The sequence below is a fragment of the Rathayibacter sp. PhB127 genome (assembly GCF_003751665.1).
GTDB lineage: Bacteria > Actinomycetota > Actinomycetes > Actinomycetales > Microbacteriaceae > Rathayibacter > Rathayibacter festucae.
This window is the reverse complement of the sequence record NZ_RKHW01000002.1, coordinates 489,530-510,943: the sequence shown is the minus strand read 5'-3', so window position 1 is coordinate 510,943 and position 21,414 is coordinate 489,530. Positions and strand designations below refer to the sequence as shown.

The following is a 21,414-nucleotide window of genomic DNA, read 5'->3' as shown; positions in this document are numbered from 1 at the left end:
GCAGGATGGGTGACGTCGCGAGCGGCGGCGGGATGCGCGCGGGGGCGGTGCGCGGGAAGATCTCCAGCAGCGACCCCGACGCCCAGCGGCGGAAGAACTCCGACGCTCCGAGGATCGACCACCTCTTCTCCCGGATCGCCTCGCTCTTCCGCGCCCACCGCACCAAGCTCACGCTCACCGTCGCCCTCGTGCTCGTCGGCGCCGCCCTCACCGTCGTGCCGCCGCTGCTCACCCAGCTCGCCTTCGACCGCGGCCTGTTCCCGGAGTCGGGCCGTCCGAACCTCCCCGTCCTGCTCGAGCTCGTCGGCGTGATGGTGCTGATCTGGGTGGTCTCCGCCGTGCTCGGCGTCTGGCAGACCTTCCTCACCGCGACGGTCGGCAACAGCGTGATGGGCGAGCTGCGCATCCGGCTGTTCCGTCACCTCCAGGCGATGGAGCTCGGCTTCTTCACCCGCACCCGCACCGGAGTCATCCAGTCGCGCCTCGCGAACGACGTCGGCGGCGTGGCCAGCGTCCTCACCAACACCGTCTCGAGCGTGCTCGGCAACACCGTCACCGTGATCGCGGCCGTCGTCGCGATGCTCCTGCTCTCCTGGCAGATGACGATCGTCGCGGTGGTGCTCACCCCGGTGCTCGTGATCGCGCAGCGCCGGGTCGGCCAGGTCCGCGCCCGGATCGCCACGAAGACGCAGGAGTCGCTGTCCGAGATGACGGCGATCACGCAGGAGACGCTGAGCGTCTCCGGGATCCTGCTCGCCAAGAGCTTCGGCCGCCAGGAGTCGGAGGTGACCCGCTACGCCGACGAGAACGGCCGGCAGATCGACCTCCAGGTCCGCCAGCAGATGTCCGGGCAGTGGTTCTTCGCGACCGTGCAGATCTTCCTCTCGGTGATCCCCGTGGTCGTCTACCTCGTCGCCGCCTGGCTGATCCTCGGCGGGACGACCGTCACCGCGGGCACCGTCGTCGCCTTCACCACCGTGCAGGCCCGGCTGATGTGGCCGCTGCTCGGGCTGATGCGCGTCGCGCTCGACCTGCAGACCGCCGGCGCGCTCTTCGCCCGCATCTTCGAGTACCTCGACCTGCGGCCCGCCATCGCCGACCGCGCGAGCGCCCGCGACGTCGACGGCGAGCTCGGCCGAGTCGAGCTGGACGAGGTCGTCTTCCGCTACCCCGACCAGACCGACGACGTCCGGCCGACCCTCGACCACGTCTCGGTCTCGATCGCGCCGGGTGAGTTCGTCGCCTTCGTCGGTCCCTCCGGCGCCGGCAAGACGACGATCTCCTACCTCGTGCCCCGGCTCTACGACGTCACCGAGGGCTCCGTCCGCTTCGCCGGCACGGACGTCCGGGAGCTGCGGCAGGAGTCGCTCGTCTCGCACATCGGCATCGTCAGCCAGGAGACCTACCTCTTCCACGCCACGATCGCCGACAACCTCCGCTACGCGCGTCCCGGCGCGACGCAGGAGGAGCTGGAGGCGGCCGCGCGGTCCGCGAACATCCACGACACGATCGCGTCCTTCCCCGACGGCTACGACACCCTCGTCGGCGAGCGCGGCTACCGGCTCTCCGGCGGCGAGAAGCAGCGCCTCGCGATCGCGCGCGTGCTGCTGAAGGACCCGGCCGTGCTCATCCTCGACGAGGCGACCAGCGCGCTGGACACCGTCTCGGAGCGGATCGTGCAGACCGCCCTCGACGACGCCGCCCGCGGCCGCACCACCATCGCGATCGCCCACCGCCTCTCGACGGTCGTCTCGGCCGACGTCATCCACGTCGTCGACGGCGGCCGCATCGTCGAGTCGGGCACCCACCTCGAGCTGCTCGAGCGCCGCGGCCTCTACGCCTCCCTCTACGCCCAGCAGGTCGAGACCGCCCTCAGCTCCTGAGGACGCCGTCGGGCGTCCTCTCGCTCCTTCTGTCGCATCCGGCCGAGAGGACCCGCAGCGGCGTCGACTCTCGGCCGTCTCAGCGCTGAGACACCGGTCGGCTCCGTCTCAGGCGTGAGACGGCCCGAGAGAGGGGATCGCCCGGTCGCTGCGCGGGGGTGATGGTGCAGAACATCAGCTGAGACGGCCTCTCACCGCCGATGGCGGATGAGCACGGTTCTCCACTGATGTTCTGCGCGCAGGACGCCGGTCAGGCCGCCGGGCGGTCCTCGAGCATCTGCTCCATCAGCGAGATCTCGGCCTCCTGGGCCTTCACGACGGAGGAGGCGAAGTCGGTGGCGACGGTGGCGCGGCTGCGGGCGAGCAGTGCCTCGGCCATGTCGATCGCGCCGCGGTGGTGGGCGATCATCAGCTCGAGGAATCGGCGGTCGAAGTCGCGGCCGGTGAGCGTGCTCAGCTCGGCGATCTGCTCGGGCGTCGCGAGGCCGGGCATGCTCGCGGGGATGACGTCCTCCTCGGTGGACATGCCCATCGAGGAGTGCTCGTCGGCGGCGCCGGCGAGGGTCGGGCGGCCCATCCAGGTCATCGACGGCTCGGGCGCCGCCTGCGGGAGGCCCCACGAGTTCAGCCAGCCGAAGAGCTGACCGGCCTGCTGCTGCTGGGTGAGCAGGATGTCCTTCGAGACGGTGAGGACCTCGTCGTCGGCGCTGCGGTCGCGGGCGATCATCGCCAGCTCGGCGCCCTGGAGGTGGTGCACCTGCATGTCGCGGGCGAAACCGGCCTCCGCGCTCGTCGTCGACGGGGTGGCCGAGGACGAGAACGGGGCGAGGGCGCCGAAGAGGTAGCCGCCCGCCGCGCCCAGGAGCAGGGCGACGACGGCGACGGCCGCGACGAGGAGGCGGCCCCTACTGCTTGCCGGGCGCATCGATGCCTCCGGTGCACGGGGCACCGGGCTCGGGCGCGGTCGAGGACTGCCAGAAGCGCTCGATGAACGCGTCGATGCGCGGGTCCTCGGGGGAGTCGATCGCGACCTGGGCGTCCCAGGCGCTGAGCACGATCGGGGAGTCGAGACCCTCGTAGGGCGAGACGACCGCGTAGGTGTCGGGCATCGCGGCGATCAAGGCGTCGACCTCGCTCTGCGGGAGGGACGGGTCGTAGGTCGCCCAGACGGCGCCGTGCTCGAGGTCGTGCACCGCGTTCTCGTTCGGGACGGGCTCGTTGTAGACGCCGCAGTTCATCCAGACGGCGTTGTGCGGGCCGCCCGCGGGAGGGGTCTGCGCGTAGTCGACGGTGCCGGCGACGTGGGTCGCATCGTTCTCGAAGGTCTGCAGGCCGTCGATCTGCCGGGCCTCGACGATCTGCTGGTTGCCGAAGACGGTGACGGCGACGATGCCGCCGATCGCGACGACGGCGAGGGCCGAGAGCGACCAGATCCAGATCCGGCCGCTCCGCTTGCGCTTGGCCTGCTCGCGCTTGTAGGCCTCGACCTTGTCCTGGCGGGCGCGGTTCTTGGCGGACATCGTGTCTTTGGGCACGGTGGCGTCTCTCGTTCTGATCGCGGGGTGGCGCGCCGGGGGAGGCGCAGGCGCCTGAGAGGCGCTCTCAGAGGATAACGAGCGAGGCTCCGGATCGGATCAACGCGGGGTGGGAGTGCTCGGGGTGGGCGGGTCTCGATACGCCCTGAGGGCTACTCGACCAGCATGTTCCGCCTTCATGCTGATCGAGTAGCCCTCGGAGAGGGCGTATCGAGATCCGCCGCGCTCAGCCGGTGAAGGTCAGCCAGAGGAGCAGGCCGTTCAGCACGATGAGGAAGAGGGCTGCGAGGATCGCGCCGAGGGTGGTGAACCAGCGGTTCGCCTGGTCGCCCATCAGGGCGCGATTGCGGGTGAGGGCGACGAGCGGCACGAGCGCGAACGGGATGCCGAACGAGAGCACGACCTGACTGAGCACGAGCGCGCGGGTGGGGTCGAAGCCGATCCCGAGCACGATCAGCGCCGGGATCAGTGTCACGAGGCGGCGGGCGACGAGCGGCACCCGCAGGTTCAGCAGCCCGTGCATGATCTCCGCGCCGGCATAGGCGCCGACCGAGGTCGAGGCGAGGCCGGAGGCGAGCAGCCCGACCGCGAAGAGCGTCGCGACGACCGGGCCGAGGGCCGCGCCGATCGCGGCGTGCGCGCCCTCGAGGCTGTCGGTGCCGGCGACGCCGGACAGCGAGTGCGCGGCGAGCAGGAGGATCGCGAGGTTCACGGTGCCGGCGATCGCGAGGGCGACGGTGACGTCGATCCGAGTGGCCGTGAGGATCCTCCGGCGGGCGGTCACCCCGTCGACGCGGCCGAAGCGGTCGCGCGCGAGGGCGGAGTGCGCGTAGATCGCGTGCGGCATCACGGTGGCGCCGAGGATCGACGCGGCGAGGAGCACCGACTCCGAGCCGTCGAAGCGGGGGAGGAGCCCGGCCGCTGCGGCGCCCGCGTCCGGCGGATCGACGACCACGCCCACGGTGAAGCCGACGGCGATGACGACCATCAGCGCCGTGATCACGCGCTCGAACGGCTGAGCGCCGCCGCGGGTCTGGATCACCAGGAGCACCAGGGAGACGGCCCCGGTCACGAGTCCGCCCGCGAGCAACGGCAGCCCGAACAGCAGGTTCAGCGCGATCGCGCCGCCGATGACCTCGGCGAGGTCCGTGGCGATCGCGACGGTCTCGGCCTGCAGCCAGTACGCCCGCCGGCCCCAGCGGCCGCGCAGGCGCTCACCGAGCAGCTCGGGCAGCGACTTGCCCGTCATCAGGCCGAGCTTGGCCGAGAGGTACTGGATCAGCCAGGCCATCAGGTTGCCGAGGACGACGACCCAGACGAGCAGGTAGCCGAAGCGGGCGCCCGCCGTCATGTTGCTGGCGACATTGCCCGGATCGAGGTAGGCGACTCCGGCGACCATGGCGGGGCCGAGCAGTCTGAGCAGGCGTGCATCGGCCGGACCCCGCGTCGTGGCGGTGATCGGAGGGGTCATTGCAGGCGGTGTCCGTTCCGGTCGGCGGTGACGCGAGGACCCCCACGATAGGGCACTCCTCTGCGCTGAACCACTCTCCTGCGGACCGCACCGGGGCCGCGTCCGGGGGTCTCGGCGACCCCCGTCATCCGCCGATCCGCGGTTGATACGCTGGCCGCATGACCCTCGATCGAGCCCTTCCCGCACGCCCGGACACCGGGATGGCGTACGCCGATTCGGTGCTCGACCTGATCGGCGACACCCCGCTCGTGAAGCTCGGCCCGGTCGCCTCGGGCGTGCAGGCCACCGTCCTGGTCAAGGTGGAGTACCTCAACCCCGGCGGCTCGTCCAAGGACCGCATCGCGACCCGCATCATCGACGCGGCCGAGCGCGACGGACTCCTGAAGCCCGGCGGCACCATCGTCGAGCCGACCAGCGGCAACACCGGCATCGGCCTGGCCCTCGTCGCGCAGCAGCGCGGCTACCGCTGCGTGTTCGTCCTGCCCGACAAGGTCGGCGAGGACAAGCGGAACGTGCTCACCGCCTACGGCGCCGAGATCGTCGTCACGCCGACGGCCGTCGCTCCCGAGGACCCGGACTCCTACTACTCCGTCTCCGACCGCCTCGCGCGGGAGATCCCGGGTGCCTTCAAGCCCAACCAGTACGCGAACCTCAACGGACCGCTCAGCCACTACGAGACCACCGGCCCCGAGATCTGGCGCGACACCGCCGGGAAGCTGACGCACTTCGTGGCGGGCGTCGGCACCGGCGGCACCATCAGCGGCGTCGGCCGCTACCTCAAGGAGGTGTCGGAGGGCCGCGTGCAGATCGTCGGCGCCGACCCCGAGGGCTCGGTCTACTCCGGCGGCGGCGGGCGTCCGTACTTGACCGAGGGCGTCGGCGAGGACTTCTGGCCGAGCGCCTACGACCCGAGCGTGGTCGACCGGATCATCGCCTCGAGCGACGCGGAGTCCTTCGCGATGACCCGGCGGCTCGCCCGCGAGGAGGGCCTGCTGGTCGGCGGCTCGAGCGGCCTCGCCGTCTCGGTCGCGCTCAAGGCCGCCGCCGAGCTCGGTCCCGACGACGTGGTCGTCGTGCTGCTGCCCGACGGCGGGCGCGGCTACCTCGGCAAGATCTTCAACGACCGCTGGATGCGCTCCTACGGCTTCCTCGAGCACCGCGAGGAGGGCACCGTCCGCGACGTCCTCTCGGCGCGGGCCGCGAACCCCAGCACGGGCGACCTGCCGGCCCTCGTGCACGTGCACCCCAGCGACACCGTCCGGGACGCGATCGAGATCATGACGACCTACGGTGTCTCGCAGCTGCCCGTCCTCACCGCCGAGCCGCCCGTGGTGATGGGCGAGGTCGTCGGAGCGGTCGACGAGCGCGAGCTGCTCGACCGCGTCTTCAGCGGCGCGACGTCGATGACCGATCCGATCGGCGCCTCCGCCGGCGACGCGCTCAGGCTGATCGGTCTCGGTGAGAGCATCACGGCGGCCCGCGCCGCGCTGAGCGAGGCGAACGCCCTGCTCGTCACCGACGAGGGCAAGCCCGTCGCCGTGATCACCCGGCAGGACCTCCTGTCCTTCGCGACGGCCTGAGCGCCACCCCCCTCCCTTCTTCTCCACCCCCTCGACCAGGAAAGCCCCGCGATCATGCCCAAGAAGCAGCACTTCGACACCCGCGCCATCCACGCCGGTCAGGAGTTCGACCCGACCACCGGCGCCGTCGTCCCGCCCGTCTACATGACGTCGACCTTCGTCCAGGACGGGATCGGCGGCTTCCGCGGCGGCTACGAGTACGCCCGCTCGGCGAACCCGACCCGCGACTCGCTGCAGGAGCTGATCGCCTCGCTCGAGGGCGCCGACGTCGCCTACTCGTTCTCGTCCGGCCTCGCCGCCGAGGACACCCTGATCCGCGCGGCGCTCGCTCCCGGCGACCACATCGTGCTCGGCAACGACGCGTACGGCGGAAGCCACCGGCTGATCGACCGGGTGCACGCGGCCTGGGGCATCAGCAACACCGCGGTCGACATGTCGAACCTGCGCGAGGTGCAGCACGCGATCCGCCCCGGCGAGACGAAGATGCTCTGGGTCGAGACGCCGTCGAACCCGCTGATGACCATCAGCGACATCGCGGAGCTGGCCGACCTGGCGCACGCGCACGACCTGATCGTGGTCGTCGACAACACCTTCGCCTCCTCGGCGCTGCAGCAGCCGCTCGCGCTCGGCGCCGACGTGGTCGTGCACTCGACGACGAAGTACCTCGGCGGGCACTCGGACGTGGTCGGCGGGGCGCTCGCGCTGCGCTCCGGCCCGCTCGCGGAGAAGGTGGCCTTCCTGCAGTTCGCGGTCGGCGCGATCTCGAGCCCGATGGACGCCTGGCTGACCGTGCGCGGCATCAAGACGCTCGCGATCCGGATGGAGCGCCACTCCAAGAACGCTCAGGCGGTCGCCGAGTTCCTGGCCGGGCACTCCGCCGTGACCGCCGTGCACTACCCGGGCCTGCCCTCGCACCCGGGCCACGAGCTGGCGAAGCGCCAGATGTCGGGCTTCGGCGGCATGCTCTCCGTCGAGCTGGCCACACCGCGCGCGGCGCGCAAGTTCGCGGAGTCGACCGAGCTGTTCCAGCTGGCGGAGTCGCTGGGCGGCGTGGAGTCGCTGATCGGCTACCCGAGCGAGATGACCCACGCGTCGGTCAAGGGCACGCCGCTCGAGGTGTCGGAGTCGCTGGTGCGGCTCTCCGTCGGCATCGAGGACGCGAGCGATCTGATCGCGGACCTCGCGGCGGCGCTGCCGAAGAAGTAGCGGCGCGGCCGGGTCGGCCTCCGCTCGGCGACGCCTCGGCGTCTGCTCGCACCTCCGGCTCGCGGAATCGTCTCCGGCTCGCAGGAGTCGGCGGATTCCGCGAGCCGGAGGTGCTTCCGCGTGCCGGAGGTGCTTCAGCGAGCCGGAGGTGCGCTCGGCGCTCAACCGGGCATGTTCGGCTCGTGGTTCGCGGTTCGGCTCGCCGGATCCGGTTGTTTCCGCGTGCCGGAGGTCGTTCCGCGTGCCCGAGGTGGCCGACGGCTGGCCATATTCGCGCGAGGGTTGGCAGTTCCTCGAGGGGCGCGGTGATCCTGCCACTGGCACGATCGGAGGCATGACCTCCTCCGCGCGCCGCCTCGTCGACCTCAGCCACACCGTCGCGGACGGGCTGGTGACCTACCCCGGGCTGCCCGCGCCGCGGATCCGGCCGCACCTCACCCGCGAGGAGTCGCGCGCCGCCTACGCCCCGGGCACCGAGTTCGCGCTGGACGTCATCGAGATGATCGGCAACACCGGCACCTACCTGGACAGCCCGTTCCACCGCTACTCAGGCGGCACCGACCTGGCCGGGCTCGACCTCGAGACGCTGGTCGACCTCCCCGCCGTCGTCGTCGACGCGCGGGCGGCCGGCGGGCGCGGGATCGACAGCGACGCGTTCGACGGCGTCGACGTCTCCGGCGCCGCGGTCCTGCTCTCGACCGGCTGGGACGCGCACTTCGCCACGCCCGAGTACGCAGCCGGCGCGCCCTTCCTCACGGCGGCCGGGGCGCAGGCGCTGATCGACGCCGGCGCGGTGCTCGTCGGCATCGACTCGCTGAACATCGACGACGTCGAGGGCTCGCGCGAGCGGCCCGCGCACAGCCTCCTCCTCGCCGCGGGGGTGCCCGTGGTCGAGCACCTCACGGGCCTGGACGCCCTGCCCGCGACCGGAGCACGCTTCACCGCGGTGCCGCCGAAGGTGCGCGGCTTCGGCACCTTCCCGGTGCGGGCCTTCGCCGTCGTGGGCGGCCGCTGACGCCACCGGGTGCTCGAGCGCGCCGAGCCGTCCGGGATCGATGCGCGCACGACGCCCAGGACGTCGGCGCCCTCCGCGTCAGGCCGGGACGGCCGTGCGGGCCAGCAGCTCCGCGATCCGGCCCGTGCAGCCGCCGCAGCCGGTGCCGGCCCGGGTGGCCGCGCCGATGCAGGCGACGGTGTCGTGGCCCGCGGCGGCCGCCTCGGAGATCGCGCCCGCCGAGACGCCGTTGCACCAGCAGACGGTGGCGTCGGGAGCGAACGGGTCGCCGGTCGGGGCCGCGCCCGCGTCCGGGGCGTCGAGGCGCAGCAGGCTCGAGCGGTCGGCCGGCAGCTCGGAGCCGCGCTCGAACAGCAGCGTCAGCTCCGCGCCGACGCGCGGCAGGCCGACCGAGACGAAGCCGCGCAGCACACCGCCGACCGTCACGAGCTTCGCGTAGCCGCCCCGGGCGGGATCCGCCCAGACGGTGACCTCGGGGTGCGGGGCGCCGTCGCAGGCGTCCCAGGGCTCGGCCGTCGGATCGCCGCCCGCCACCAGGTCGACGCCCTCGGCTTTCAGCATCACCACGGCGGGGCGCGCCGCCGGCACGCGCTCGTCGGCGAGGCGGCCTGCCGCCTCCGCCGCGATGCGGGCCGCGAGGCGGTCGGCCTGCTGCCAGCCCGGGCCGATCAGGCCGCTCGGCCCGCCCGGCACACGCCCGTCCGGCAGCGCCGAGCCGCGGGCCGCGACGTGAGCGCAGTCGCCGATCGCGAAGACGCGCGGGTCCGTCCAGCTGCGCTGGTGCTCGTCGACGAGGATGCCGGTCGAGACCGCGAGGTCGGCGCTCGCCGCGAGCTCGGTGCGCGCCCCGACACCGCAGGAGAGCACGAGCAGATCGCCCTCGATCTGCTTGCCGTCCGCGCAGACCAGCGCCTGGAAGTGCGCGCGGCCGAGGTCGTCGTGGGCGAGCAGGATGCTCTCCGAGCGGGCGTGCGACACCATATCGACGCCGGCGGCGCGGGCGGCCGCGGCGAGCATCCGCCCGCCGCCGTGATCGAGGTTCCGCCCCATCGGGATGTCGCCGTGATACACGACCACGACGTCGGCGCCCTGCTCGGCGGCGGCGAGCGCGAACTCGACCCCGAGCACTCCGGCGCCGAGCACCACGATGCGGGAGCGGGCGCGCACCGCGTCGAGCACGACGTGCGCGTCGTCGAGGTCGCGCAGCGCGACGACACGCTCGGGCAGCGGGCTCGCGCCCTGATCGAGAGTCGCGGGCAGTGCCGAGCGCACCCGCCGGTCGCGCCGCGCGCGCTCCATCCCGGCGAGGGTCGGCACGTTCGCCCGGGCCCCGGTCGCGAAGACCAGGCGGTCGTAGGGGAGGCGCTCGTCGTCGTGCAGGCGGACGACTCCGCGCGCGCGGTCGAGGCCGACGGCGGCGGCACCGAGCCGGAAGACCACGCCGGCCGCCTCGGCCGTGGCGCGGTCACCGAGGTCGAGGCGCTCGCGGGTCGCCCGCCCGACGGCGTACTCGGCGAGCAGCACGCGGTTGTAGGCGTCGGCCGGCTCCGCGCCGACCACGGTCAGCGCGACCGATCCGGCGCGGACGGCCGGCAGCAGCTCCTCGACGAAGCGCGCGCCCACCGGCCCGTAGCCGAGCAGGACGACCCGCTCGGGCGCGGCGATCCCGTTCTCGGCCGTCATCGGCTCAGACATCGAGCACCCCTTCCGCGCGGATCCAGACCCGCGTCCGCTTGAACTCCGGCATCGAGGAGATCGGATCGACGACCGCCTCGGTCAGCAGGTTGGCGCACTGCTCGCCCGCGTAGTGGAACGGCAGGAAGACCGTGTCGTGCCGGATGTCGGCCGTGACGCTCGCGCGCGCCCGCACCACTCCGCGCGCGTTGCCGACCGAGACCGGCCCGCCGTCGCGCACGCCGAGCCGGGAGGCGGTGGCCGGGTGGATCTCCAGCCGCGCCTCGGGCCGTGCCGCGTCGAGCTCGGCGACCCGCCGGGTCTGCGTGCCCGACTGGTACTGCTGCAGGTAGCGGCCGGTGATCAGCGTCAGCTCGGCGCCGACGTCGACCGGCGCCGGGGGAGCGGTGCTGACCGCGACCATCCTGGCCCGGCCGTCGGCGTGGCCGAAGCGCTCGCCGAAGAGCCGCGGAGTGCCGGTGCTGCCGGCGGGGTACGGCCAATACGCGGCGAGTCCCGTGTCGAGCAGCGCGTGGGAGAGCCCGGAGTAGTCCGCGACGCCGCCGGCCGAGGCGCGGGCCAGCTCGTCGAACACCTCGGCCGGTTCGGTCGACCAGGTCGAGGGCGCGGCGAGGCGGCGGGCGAGCTCGCTCAGGATCCACAGCTCGCTGCGGACGCCGGCGGGCGGGTCGAGCGCGCGACGGCGGCGCAGGACGCGGCCCTCGAGCGAGGTCATCGTCCCCTCCTCCTCCGCCCACTGCGGCACCGGCAGCACGATGTCGGCCAGCGCCGCGGTCTCGGAGAGGAAGAAGTCGCAGACGACCAGCGTGTCCAGCGCGGACAGCCCGGCCCGCACCGCGTCGACGTCGGGCGCGGAGACGACGACGTTCGAGCCGTGCACGAGCAGGCAGTGCACCGAGCGGCCGAGCTCGCCGAGCAGCGCGACGGCCGGCAGCCCCGGCCCGGGGATCGTCGACGGATCCACGCCCCAGACGCCGGCGACGTGGCGCCGCGCCTCCGGATCGCGGATCGAGCGGTAGCCCGGCAGCTGGTCGGCCTTCTGCCCGTGCTCGCGGCCGCCCTGGCCGTTGCCCTGGCCGGTGAGGGTGCCGTAGCCGGAGCCCGGCCGCCCGACCAGCCCGAGCACGAGCGCGAGGTTGATGGCGGCGGTGGCGGTGTCGGTGCCGTCCACGTGCTGCTCGACGCCGCGGCCGGTCAGCACGAAGGCGCGACCGGCGGCGAGGCGGCGTGCGGTGCGGCGGAGCAGCTCGGCCGGCACGCCGGTGACGGAGGCGGTGCGCTCCGGCCACCAGGACGCGACGCTGCGGCGCACCGCGTCGAACCCGGTCGTGCGCGCGGCGAGGTAGTCGCGGTCGGCCAGCTCCTCGGCGAGCACGAGGTGGGTGAGGCCGAGCAGCAGCGCGAGGTCGGTGCCCGGCGCGGGCTGCAGGTGCAGCCCGGCGCCGTCCTCGGTGAGCCGGGCGGTGGCGGAGCGGCGCGGATCGACGACGATCAGCCCGCCGCGCGAGCGCGCGCCGGCCAGGTGCGCCAGGAAGGGCGGCATGGTCGCCGCGACGTTCGAGCCGAGCAGGAGGATCGTGTCGGCCTCGTCGAGGTCGGTCACCGGGAACGGCAGCCCGCGGTCGACGCCGAAGGCCCGGTTGCCGGCGGCGGCGGCCGAGGACATGCAGAACCGGCCGTTGTAGTCGATCCGCGAGGTGCCGAGCGCGATCCGGGCGAACTTCCCCAGCTGGTAGGCCTTCTCGTTGGTCAGCCCGCCGCCGCCGAAGACCGCGACCGCGTCCGCTCCGTGCCGCTCCTGAGCCTTCGTGACGGCCGCCGCGACCGCGTCGAGCGCCTCGTCCCAGGAGACCTCGACGAAGGTGCCGCCCGATCCGCGCATCAGCGGCGCCCGCAGCCGCTGCCCGCTCGCGAGCAGCTCGGCGGCCGTCCAGCCCTTCGCGCAGAGCCCGCCCCGGTTGGTCGGGAACTCCCGCCCCGCGATGCTCACCGGCGTCGGATCGTCGACCCGGGTCAGCGTCATCGCGCACTGCAGGGCGCAGTACGGGCAGTGCGAGTCGGTCGGGGCGGGAGCGGCGGTCATCGTCAGATCCGGGTCCCGGTCTTCGCGGCCAGGCGGAGGTAGACGCCCGCCGTGATCGCGAGCATCACCGCGTAGGCCGCGACGAACCAGCCGAGCGCCGTCGTGTAGTCGCCGAAGGTCGTCTTCGAGTAGCCGAGCAGCTGCGGGATGACGAAGCCGCCGTAGGCGCCGATCGCCGAGATCAGGCCGAGGGCTGCGGCCGCGGTGCGCTGAGCGCCGACCCCGTCGTCGCCCTTCTGCCGGGCGCGGAGGGCGAAGACGGTCGGGATCATCCGGTAGGTCGCGCCGTTGCCGATGCCCGCCGAGGCGAACAGCACGAGGAAGCCGGCGAGGAAGAGCCAGAAGCTGCCGAGCGGCAGCGTCGTGATGACGAAGAGGATGCCGGCGCCCATGGCGACGAACGCGGCGATCGTCACGGGTGCCCCGCCGAAGCGGTCGGCGAGACGGCCGCCGTAGGGCCGCGAGAGCGAGCCGACCAGGGCGCCGAGGAAGGCGAGGGTCAGCGTCGCGGAGCCGACGGAGAACTGCGAGAACTCGGGGAAGGTGTCGGCGATGAGCTTCGGGAAGACGCCCGCGAAGCCGATGAACGAGCCGAAGGTGCCGATGTAGAGCACCGCCAGCAGCCAGAGGTGCGGCTCGCGCAGCGCGGCGAGCGAGGCGGCGACGTCGGCCTTCGCGGTCGAGAGGTTGTCCATCCGCTTCCAGGCCCCGATCATCGCGACGATGATCAGCGGCACCCAGATCAGGCCGGCGAGCGGCAGATTGACCGTGGCCGCGGCGCCGATCGTGACGGCGATCGGCACGATGAGCTGCGCCACCGAGGCGCCGAGGTTGCCGCCCGCGGCGTTCAGGCCGAGCGCGTAGCCCTTCTGGGCGTGCGGGTAGAAGAACGTGATGTTGGCCATCGAGCTGGCGAAGTTGCCGCCGCCGAAGCCGGCCAGCGCCGCGACGAGGAGCATCACGCCGAAGGGCGTGTCCGGGTTCCCCACCGCGAGCGCGAGTCCGATGCTCGGGATGAGCAGGAGCCCGGCCGACACGATCGTCCAGTTGCGCCCGCCGAAGCGGGGGACCATGAAGGTGTACGGGATCCGCAGCGTCGCGCCGACGAGGCTCGGCATCGAGATCAGCCAGAAGATCTCGCCGGTGCTGAAGTCGAAGCCGGCCGCGGGCAGCTGGACGACCACGACCGACCAGAGCTGCCAGACGACGAAGCCGAGGAACTCGGCGAAGATCGACCAGCGCAGGTTGCGGCCGGCGACCTGTCTCCCCTCCGCCTGCCACTGCGCGGGGTCCTCGGGGTTCCAGCCGTCGATCCAGCGGCCGGGGCGGCGGGTGATGCCCGACGGGGTGGTCGTCGCGGCGCTCGTGGTGGCGGGGGCGGTGGTGGGCGGTGCAGCAGTCATCGGATCCTCCGGGGAGTGGGCGCGGGCGCGCCGAAGAGAGTGCGGGGAGAGAGCGGGGCGAGAGTGTGGGGCGAGAGAGGGTCGAGCGGCCGGGCGCCTAGGCGCTGCGGCCGAAGAGCTCGGAGACGATGTCGACCAGCTCGCGCGCGGGCGGGTCGACGGCGGTGAGCAGCGGGGCGGTGGCGAGGTCGGCTCCCGCCGAGGCGGCGAGCGAGGCGAAGTAGCCGGGGGCGAGGAGGTAGGTGGAGACGAGCACGCGGGCGCCGGGGTGGGCGGCGCGCTCGGCGGCCACCGCCTCCGGGACGCGCGGCTCGGCGGCCGAGATGAAGGAGACGGCGACCTCGCGGCCGAGCTCGGCGGCCAGGAGGCGGCCGGTGGCCCAGCAGTCGGCGACCGCGCCGGCGTCGCTCGAGCCGGCCGCGGCCAGAACGACGCGGTCGCCGTCGGCGAGTCCCGCCTCGCGCAGCCGCCGGGCCAGCACGCGGGCGAGCCGCGGATCCGGGCCCAGGGCGCCGGTCACGCGGACGGGGCGGTCCGCCTCCGCCGCGGCCTCGGCGAGGTCGATGTGCACGTGGTAGCCGGCCGAGAGCAGCAGCGGCACGACGACGGCCGGGCGGTCGGGCTCGAGGGTGCCGAGGGAGGCCGGAACGTCGGGCTGCTGCACGTCGACGAAAGAGTCGAGGACGTCCGCCGCGGGGTTCGCCTCGCGGACCGCCTGGACCAGCGCGGCGACCGCGGTGCGGCCGTCGTCGTCGGAGGTGCCGTGCGAGGCGCAGACCAGCGCGGTCCGCTGGGCGACCTCGATCACTCCGCCCGTCTCCCGCACGCTCCAGGTGGCGAGGTGCAGCCGCGGCGAGGTGTAGCAGACGCCCGTCTCGAGGTCGAAGACGTCCTTGTGCAGGGGTGAGGCGATCGTCGCCCGCTGCACGCCGTCGACCGCGCGAGAGCCGACGATGCCCCGGGAGAGCACGGCCGCGCCGGTCGCCGGGTCGAGGTTCGAGACGGCGAAGACGCGGCCGTCGGGGAGGAGGAACAGCGCGAGCTGCACGCCGCCGACGAGCGCGGCCTCGCCCCAGAGCGGCTCGAGCTCGAGCCGGTTGCAGACGGGGACCCAGGTCGCGGCCGGAGCGGTGCGGGCCGTCGCGGGGCCGGCGGTGACCTGCTGATCGAGGAGGGTCATCGTCCCGCCTTCCGAGAGGAGTGCTGCCCGCGGCCGGTCGGCGGCGGTGAGCCCCACGGTAGAGAGCGCAGGTTTCGCGGGAGCACCCCTCCGGAGTCACGGGCGTAACGAAGCCCTCACGATGCCGGTCCGCTGTCGTGAGAGGTCGGTCACACGACGTTACGCAGGGGCAACGGGGGCGAAACCGCGCCTGCCTACGGTGGAGCCCATGACATCCCGAGGAGCGACCCCCACCGGCCCCCGACGCGTGCTCGTCGTCGGCGCCGGCCCCGCCGCCCACCGCCTGGTCGACGCGCTCGTCGCCCGCGCCGGCGCCACCGCCCTCGCGATCACCGTCTTCGGCGAGGAGGCGCACCACCCCTACGACCGCGTCTCCCTCTCCAAGCGCCTCGAGGGGATGACCGACCTCACCCTCGGCGACGGCGCGCTCTGGGAGGCGGCGACGCTCGTCACCTCCTCCCGCGTCGTCGCGCTCGATCCCGAGCGCTGCCGCGTGCAGCTCGCCGACGGCCGCTGGTTCGAGGGCGACGAGATCGTGCTGGCCACCGGCTCCTCCGCCACCGTGCCGCCGATCGAGGGCGCCGAGCACGGCCGCGTCTACCGCACCCTCGAGGACGTCGACGGCCTCGTCGCCGACCTCGCCGCCTTCCGCGCCCGCCGCGGCCGCCCGGCGAGCGTCGTGGTGGTCGGCGGCGGCCTCCTCGGCCTCGAGGCCGCGGGCGGCGCGCACCGGCTCGGCGCGCGCACCGCGCTGATCCACTCCGGCCGCTGGCTGATGAGCGCCCAGCTCGACGAGGGCGCGGGGCAGGCGCTCGGCCGCATCATCGCCGCGCAGGGCGTCACCCTGCACCTCGGCAACCGCCCCACGGCCGTCCTCACCTCGCCGCAGGGCACGGTGCTCGGCGTCACGATGACCGACGGCACCAGCATCGGCGCCGACATGGTCGTCTTCTCGATCGGCATCACGGCGCGCGACGAGCTCGCCCGCGCGGTCGGCATCGAGGTCGCGCCCCGCGGCGGCGTCGTCGTCGACGAGGCCTGCCGAACCAGCCGCCCGCACGTCTGGGCGATCGGCGAGGTCGCCGCGATCGACGGCCGCACCGTCGGCCTCGTCGCCCCGGCCAACGCGATGGCCGAGGTCGTCGCCGACCGCCTGCTGGGCGGCGACGCGACCTTCCCCGGCGTCGACGACGCCACCAAGCTCAAGCTCTCCGGGGTCGAGGTCGCCAGCTTCGGCGACGCGCTCGGCGCGGGGGAGGGAGCGCTCGAGGTCGTCTACGCCGACCCCGCCCGCGGGCTCTACCAGAAGATCGTCGTCTCGGACGACGCGCGCACCCTGCTGGGCGGCATGTTCGTCGGCGACGCAGGCCCCTACTCCTCGCTCCGCCCGCTGCTCGGCCGCGAGCTTCCCGCGGAGCCCAGCGCCTACCTCGCGGCGGCCGGCGGCGAGGCGCCCTCGGGCGACCTGCCCGACGACGCTCAGCTCTGCTCCTGCAACAACGTCTCCGTCGGCGACGTCCGCCACGCGATCGGCGAGGGCTGCACCGAGCTCGGCCCGCTGAAGGCCTGCACCCGCGCCGGCACCCAGTGTGGCTCCTGCGTGCCGCTGGTGAAGAAGCTGCTCGACACCGAGTTGACCCGCGCCGGCGTCGAGGTGTCGCGCGCGCTCTGCGAGCACGTCTCGCTCAGCCGGAGCGAGCTGTTCGAGTCGGTCCGGATCCTCGGCCTGTCCTCGGCCGAGCAGGTGATGGAGCGCTTCGGCTCGGGCCTGGGCTGCGACGTCTGCAAGCCGGTGATCGCCTCCGTGCTCGCGACCCAGACCAACGGCTACATCCTCGACGCCGGCCAGGCGCCGCTCCAGGACACCAACGACCGCGCGCTCGCCAACATGCAGAAGGACGGCACCTACTCCGTCGTCCCGCGGGTGCCGGGCGGCGAGATCACGCCGGCGAAGCTCAAGGTGATCGCCGAGGTCGCCGAGCAGTACGGCCTGTACACGAAGATCACCGGCGGCCAGCGGATCGACATGTTCGGCGCCCGCCTCGAGCAGCTCCCCGAGATCTGGCGCATCCTCGTCGACGCCGGGATGGAGTCGGGCCAGGCCTACGGCAAGTCGCTGCGCACCGTGAAGTCCTGCGTCGGCTCGACCTGGTGCCGCTACGGCGTGCAGGACGCTGTCGGCATGGCGATCTTCCTGGAGGAGCGCTACCGCGGCCTGCGCTCGCCGCACAAGTTCAAGCTCGGGGTCAGCGGCTGCGCCCGGGAGTGCGCCGAGGCGCGCGGGAAGGACATCGGCGTGATCGCGACCGACACCGGCTGGAACCTCTACGTGGGCGGCAACGGCGGCTACCAGCCCGCCCACGCCCAGCTGCTCGCGCAGGACCTCGACGACGAGACGCTCGTGCGCTACATCGACCGCTACGTCATGTACTACGTCCGCACCGCCGAGCGGCTGCAGCGGACCGCACGCTGGCAGGAGGACCTGCCCGGCGGCCTCGACCACGTCAAGGAGGTGGTCTGCGAGGACTCGCTCGGGATCGCGGCCGAGCTGGAGGCGGCGATGGCGACCCACGTCGACACCTACGTGGACGAGTGGGCGGCGACGCTCGCGGACCCGGACCGGCTGCGGCGCTTCCGCTCCTTCGTCAACGCGCCCGACACCGCGGATCCGCGGGTGAGCACCGTGCGTGAGCGCGGGCAGAGCCGGCCGGCGGGGCGCGACGAGCGCTCGGACGGGCCGGTGCTCGTGGCCGGGACGTCGATCCCGATCGGGCCGGGCGCGGTCTCGGTGGTGGGGCCGTCGGCGTCGGTGCCGGCACCCGCGACGCTCGCGCCGTTCGCTCCCTCCGGCTCCGCGGGGTCCTCCGCCTCCGCCGCCTCCGCCGTGCCCGGATCGGAGGCGTGATGCAGCTCTCCGTCGACCTCACCGGCCGCCGCGTCCTCGTCGTCGGCGGCGTCGTCGGCACCCGCCGCGTCCTCGCGCGCTACCGCGCGGCCGGCGCGCGGGTCGAGCGCTGGGACGCGGACGACGCGGTGTGCCTGCGCCTCGCCTCCGCGTCGCTCCTGCCCGCGGCCCGTCCCGCCCTGCTCGCCTGGGTCGAGGGGGCCGCGTCCCTCCGCTCGGCCGCGGCCGCGGAGGCCGCCCGCCACGGCGTCTGGGTCGTCGACGAGGAGCCGGCCGAGTGCCGCTCCGTCGGCCGTGTGAGCATCGTCGGCGGCGGACCCGGCGACCCCGAGCTGATGACGCTCGCCGCGCACCGGGCCCTCCGCGAGGCCGACGTCGTGCTCTTCGACCGCCTCGGCCCGCACGACGGCCTCGCCGACTGGGCGCCCGGCGCCGAGCTGATCGACGTCGGCAAGACCCCCGGCCACCACGCCGTGCCGCAGCACGAGATCGAGCGGCTGATGGTCTCCCGCGCCCTCGACGGGCTCGACGTCGTCCGGCTGAAGGGCGGCGACCCGTTCGTCTTCGGCCGCGGGTCGGAGGAGGTGCGCGCCTGCCGCGTCGCCGGCGTCCCGTTCACGATCGTCCCCGGCGTCACCAGCGCGATCTCGGTGCCCGCCGCGGCCGGCATCCCGGTCACCCACCGCGAGGTCAGCCGCGCGTTCACCGTGGTCTCGGGCCACGCGCCGTTCAGCGAGGAGGAGCTCGGGCACCTGGCCGGGCTCGGCGGGACGCTGGTCGTGCTGATGGGCGTGAACACGCTCCCGCACCTCGTCGCGGGGCTGCAGCGCGCCGGGATGCCGGCCGGCATGCCGCTGGCGATCGTCGAGCGCGGCTGGTCGCACGCCCAGCGCACCACGGTCTCCTCCGTCGGCGGGGTGCTCGGCCTGCTCGCCGAGCTGGCGCCGCGCTCGCCCGCGGTCATCGTCATCGGCGAGGTCGTGCGCCAGGCGGCGTGCGATGATGCTCAGGATCCCGAGAGCATCGCCCGCGCGGTCGATGCGCTCACCCTGTGACCGCCCGAGGGGGCCGCTGATGACCGGCACCGAGGCGAGCGGTGAGGCGACCGGTGCCGTCGCGACCGCCGCTCCCGGCGCCGACGGGTCCGACGCCGACGCCGCGTCGCCCGGCTTCCGGGCCGACCAGCTCGTCGGCTTCCGCATCGGCGTCACCTCCGACCGCCGCTCCGAGGACCTGATCGCCGCCTTCGAGCGCCGCGGCGCCGACGTCACCCACGCCCCCACCATCCGTATGCGCGGCGTCGACACCGAGGGCGTCCTCGAGGCGGAGACCCGCGCGATCGTCGCGGCGCGCCCCGATGTCCTGCTCGCGACCACCTCCTACGGCATGCGCCGCTGGCTCGAGGCGGCCGACGCCGCCGGCCTCGGCGACGACCTGACCGACGCGCTCTCCGACGCCCGGATCCTCGTCCGCGGCCCGAAGGCGCGCGGGGCGATCCGCGCCGCCGGCCTCGACGACCACGGCATGAGCGAGCGCGAGACCACCACCTCCCTCGTCGACCTGGCCCTGCGCGAGGGCGCCGCCGGCCGCACCGTCGCGGTCCAGCTGCACGGCTTCACCGACCCGGCGCAGCTGCAGCGCCTCACCGACGCCGGCGCGACCGTCCTCACCGCCGCCCCCTACCGCTGGAGCGCCCACGAGGACTCGGCCCGCGTCCTCCGACTGATCGAGGCGATCTGCTGCGGCGGCCTCGACGCCGTCACCTTCACCAGTGCGCCCGCCGTCGAGGCGCTGTTCACCGTCGCGGAGGCGGCCGGCCGGCTCGACGAGCTCCAGGCCGCCTTCCGCGAGACCGTCGTCGCGGCCGCCGTCGGCCCGGTCACCGCCGCACCCCTCGTCGAGGCGCAGATCCTGCCGATCGTCCCCGACCGCTTCCGGATGGGCGCGCTCATCCGCCTCACCTGCGAGCACCTCGAGCAGTCCGCCCCCCGCCTCGACACCGACTACGGCCCCCTCGAGCTGCGCGGCCGGCACGCCCTGCTCGCCGGGACGCGCGTCGCCCTCACCCCCGTCGCCCTCGCCCTCTTCCGCACCCTCGTGGCCGCCGAGGGCGCCACCGTCGCCCGCGCCGTCCTCGCCGCCGCCGCCCCCGAGCCCCTCGACGACCACGCCGTCGACGTCGCCATCAGCCGCCTCCGCCAGGCCCTCCCGGAGCCGCGCCTCGTCGCCACGGTGATCAAGCGCGGCTTCCGCCTCGCCACCCCCCTGTAGGCCCGCGCGCCTCCGCACGGCCGCCTGCGGCGTTGTCGTCGGGCGCGATACCGCCGGTATCGCTTCCTCCTCCGCCTTGCATCCGACCGCGCGGAGCCCCGCGGGTCGGTGGGTGTCCGCACGGCGATCCGCGGCGTTGTCGTCGGTTGCGATACCGCCGGTATCGCGCCCTCCTCCGCCTTGCGGCTCGCCGCGCGGAGACCCGCGGGCGGGTTGCCGGAGCACGGCCGGCCATTCGGCACTTTCTGCTGGAATGCGGGGGGCGAAGCAACGGAAAGCGGCGAACGGATCACAGGTCGGGGGCCGAAGCAGCAGAAAGTGGCGAACGGGTCAGGGGTCCGGGCGCCAGCCCGCGTCGAGGAGGCGGGCGCGGACGCGGGCGGCGCAACCTGCGGGGTCGCGCAGGAACGAGGCCGCGGCGATGCGGACGATCGAGAAGCCGGCGGCCGCGAGGCGCTCGTAGCGGATCAGGTCGCGGTCCCACTGCACGCGGTCCGTGCGGTGCTGGTCGCCCTCGTACTCGCCGCCGACCTTCCAGCGCGGGTAGAGCGTGTCCAGCCGGCCGATGAAGCCGGCCGCGTCGTGCACCGGGACCTGGAGCTCCGGCTCGGGCAGGCCCGCCTCGAGGAGCGCCAGCCGGAACTCCGTCTCCTTCCGCGACTCCGCACCTGAGCGGACGAGGGTGAGCGCCCGCCTGGCAGCGGGAGCTCCCGGTCCGCGGTACGCGGCGACGCGAGCCTCGAGGGCGCCGCGGGCGACCCACGGCCGGTGATCGCCCGCGGCCTGGCGGAAGGGCTCGCGGACGAGCGCGTCGCCGACCGCCACCAGGTCCTCGAGTCGGAGGATCGGCGCGAGGTGGCAGAACAGGCTCGCGCCGTCGGTCAACCGGAGCCCGTGCCGGACCACGGCGCGCACCTCCGGATCCGCGATCGCGTGGCCGACCACGCCGCGGCGCCTCGGCGCTCGCCCCGGGTGGCGGACGGCCACATGGAGCGGCTCATTGTCCTGTTCGCGCGGCAGCTCGAGCGGCCAGAGCCTGGCGGCGGTGAGGTGACTGAAGACGACGCCGTCTCCGAGCACGGTCGAGAGCGCCCACGCGCGCGCCGCGACGGTCGTCGCCGATCCTCGCGGCACGCGGACCCCCGAGAAGGGAGCCTCGAGGTCCGCTGCTCTCAGCCGGGCGCCCG

Annotated in this window: 15 protein-coding genes; 7 read left to right on the top strand and 8 right to left on the bottom strand. The window is 74.0% G+C overall.

What is annotated here, in order from left to right; translation table 11 throughout:
- The first annotated feature begins 5 nt into the window (after positions 1-5).
- Positions 6-1,883, top strand: a complete 1,878-nt coding sequence (locus EDF22_RS12720; RefSeq protein ID WP_123705267.1) for an ABC transporter ATP-binding protein — start codon at positions 6-8, stop codon at positions 1,881-1,883.
- Between the two features lie 250 nt (positions 1,884-2,133).
- Here the strand turns inward: EDF22_RS12720 and EDF22_RS12715 are convergent, their stop codons facing one another.
- The 3 genes from EDF22_RS12715 to EDF22_RS12705 all read right to left on the bottom strand — a co-directional run bounded on the left by EDF22_RS12715 (position 2,134) and on the right by EDF22_RS12705 (position 4,889).
- Positions 2,134-2,808 carry a DUF305 domain-containing protein gene (locus tag EDF22_RS12715; protein ID WP_123705266.1) on the bottom strand — a complete coding sequence of 225 codons (675 nt, stop codon included), beginning with the start codon at positions 2,806-2,808 and terminating at the stop codon, positions 2,134-2,136.
- Positions 2,789-3,418 carry a DUF3105 domain-containing protein gene (locus EDF22_RS12710; RefSeq protein WP_260303445.1) on the bottom strand — a complete coding sequence of 210 codons (630 nt, stop codon included), beginning with the start codon at positions 3,416-3,418 and terminating at the stop codon, positions 2,789-2,791. Before EDF22_RS12710 ends, EDF22_RS12715 begins: the two co-directional genes overlap by 20 nt.
- Positions 3,419-3,644: 226 nt before the next feature.
- On the bottom strand, positions 3,645-4,889 hold the full coding sequence (locus EDF22_RS12705; protein WP_123705264.1) for an Nramp family divalent metal transporter: 1,245 nt from the start codon (positions 4,887-4,889) through the stop codon (positions 3,645-3,647).
- A 200-nt stretch (positions 4,890-5,089) separates the two neighbouring features.
- Here EDF22_RS12705 and EDF22_RS12700 point away from each other — a divergent pair, with 200 nt between their 5' ends.
- From EDF22_RS12700 to EDF22_RS12690, 3 genes are all read left to right on the top strand, one after another.
- Entirely contained in the window at positions 5,090-6,469 is a 1,380-nt protein-coding gene (locus EDF22_RS12700; RefSeq protein ID WP_123447782.1) for a cystathionine beta-synthase, read from the top strand.
- A gap of 54 nt (positions 6,470-6,523) precedes the next feature.
- Positions 6,524-7,675: a cystathionine gamma-synthase gene (locus EDF22_RS12695; protein WP_123447781.1), complete on the top strand. Its 1,152-nt coding sequence runs from the start codon at positions 6,524-6,526 to the stop codon at positions 7,673-7,675.
- A 334-nt stretch (positions 7,676-8,009) separates the two neighbouring features.
- Positions 8,010-8,690 carry a cyclase family protein gene (locus EDF22_RS12690; RefSeq protein WP_123705263.1) on the top strand — a complete coding sequence of 227 codons (681 nt, stop codon included), beginning with the start codon at positions 8,010-8,012 and terminating at the stop codon, positions 8,688-8,690.
- 78 nt (positions 8,691-8,768) lie between these two features.
- On the opposite strand, the gene EDF22_RS12685 is transcribed toward EDF22_RS12690, so the two are convergent.
- From EDF22_RS12685 to nirD, 4 genes are all read right to left on the bottom strand, one after another.
- Positions 8,769-10,385: an NAD(P)/FAD-dependent oxidoreductase gene (locus EDF22_RS12685; protein WP_260303444.1), complete on the bottom strand. Its 1,617-nt coding sequence runs from the start codon at positions 10,383-10,385 to the stop codon at positions 8,769-8,771.
- Positions 10,378-12,468 (bottom strand): molybdopterin oxidoreductase family protein, encoded by a 2,091-nt coding sequence (locus EDF22_RS12680; protein WP_123705261.1) that lies wholly within the window; start codon positions 12,466-12,468, stop codon positions 10,378-10,380. Before EDF22_RS12680 ends, EDF22_RS12685 begins: the two co-directional genes overlap by 8 nt.
- A 2-nt stretch (positions 12,469-12,470) precedes the next feature.
- On the bottom strand, positions 12,471-13,871 hold the full coding sequence (locus EDF22_RS12675; RefSeq protein WP_123705260.1) for an MFS transporter: 1,401 nt from the start codon (positions 13,869-13,871) through the stop codon (positions 12,471-12,473).
- A gap of 97 nt (positions 13,872-13,968) precedes the next feature.
- Complete coding sequence (gene nirD / locus EDF22_RS12670; RefSeq protein WP_123705259.1) at positions 13,969-15,051, bottom strand: nitrite reductase small subunit NirD; 1,083 nt, start codon at positions 15,049-15,051, stop codon at positions 13,969-13,971.
- A 208-nt stretch (positions 15,052-15,259) separates the two neighbouring features.
- On the opposite strand from nirD, the gene nirB reads away from it, so the two are divergent.
- The 3 genes from nirB to EDF22_RS12655 are packed head-to-tail and all read left to right on the top strand — an operon-like array spanning position 15,260 to position 20,227.
- Positions 15,260-17,956 carry a nitrite reductase large subunit NirB gene (nirB, locus tag EDF22_RS12665; RefSeq protein WP_123705258.1) on the top strand — a complete coding sequence of 899 codons (2,697 nt, stop codon included), beginning with the start codon at positions 15,260-15,262 and terminating at the stop codon, positions 17,954-17,956.
- Entirely contained in the window at positions 17,956-19,011 is a 1,056-nt protein-coding gene (cobA, locus tag EDF22_RS12660) for a uroporphyrinogen-III C-methyltransferase (protein WP_123705257.1), read from the top strand. Before nirB ends, cobA begins: the two co-directional genes overlap by 1 nt.
- Before the next feature lie 19 nt (positions 19,012-19,030).
- On the top strand, positions 19,031-20,227 hold the full coding sequence (locus EDF22_RS12655; protein WP_123705256.1) for a uroporphyrinogen-III synthase: 1,197 nt from the start codon (positions 19,031-19,033) through the stop codon (positions 20,225-20,227).
- Between the two features lie 330 nt (positions 20,228-20,557).
- On the opposite strand, the gene EDF22_RS12650 is transcribed toward EDF22_RS12655, so the two are convergent.
- Positions 20,558-21,361, bottom strand: coding sequence for a hypothetical protein (locus EDF22_RS12650; protein ID WP_221180924.1), 804 nt, complete (start codon positions 21,359-21,361; stop codon positions 20,558-20,560).
- Positions 21,362-21,414: the final 53 nt, after the last annotated feature.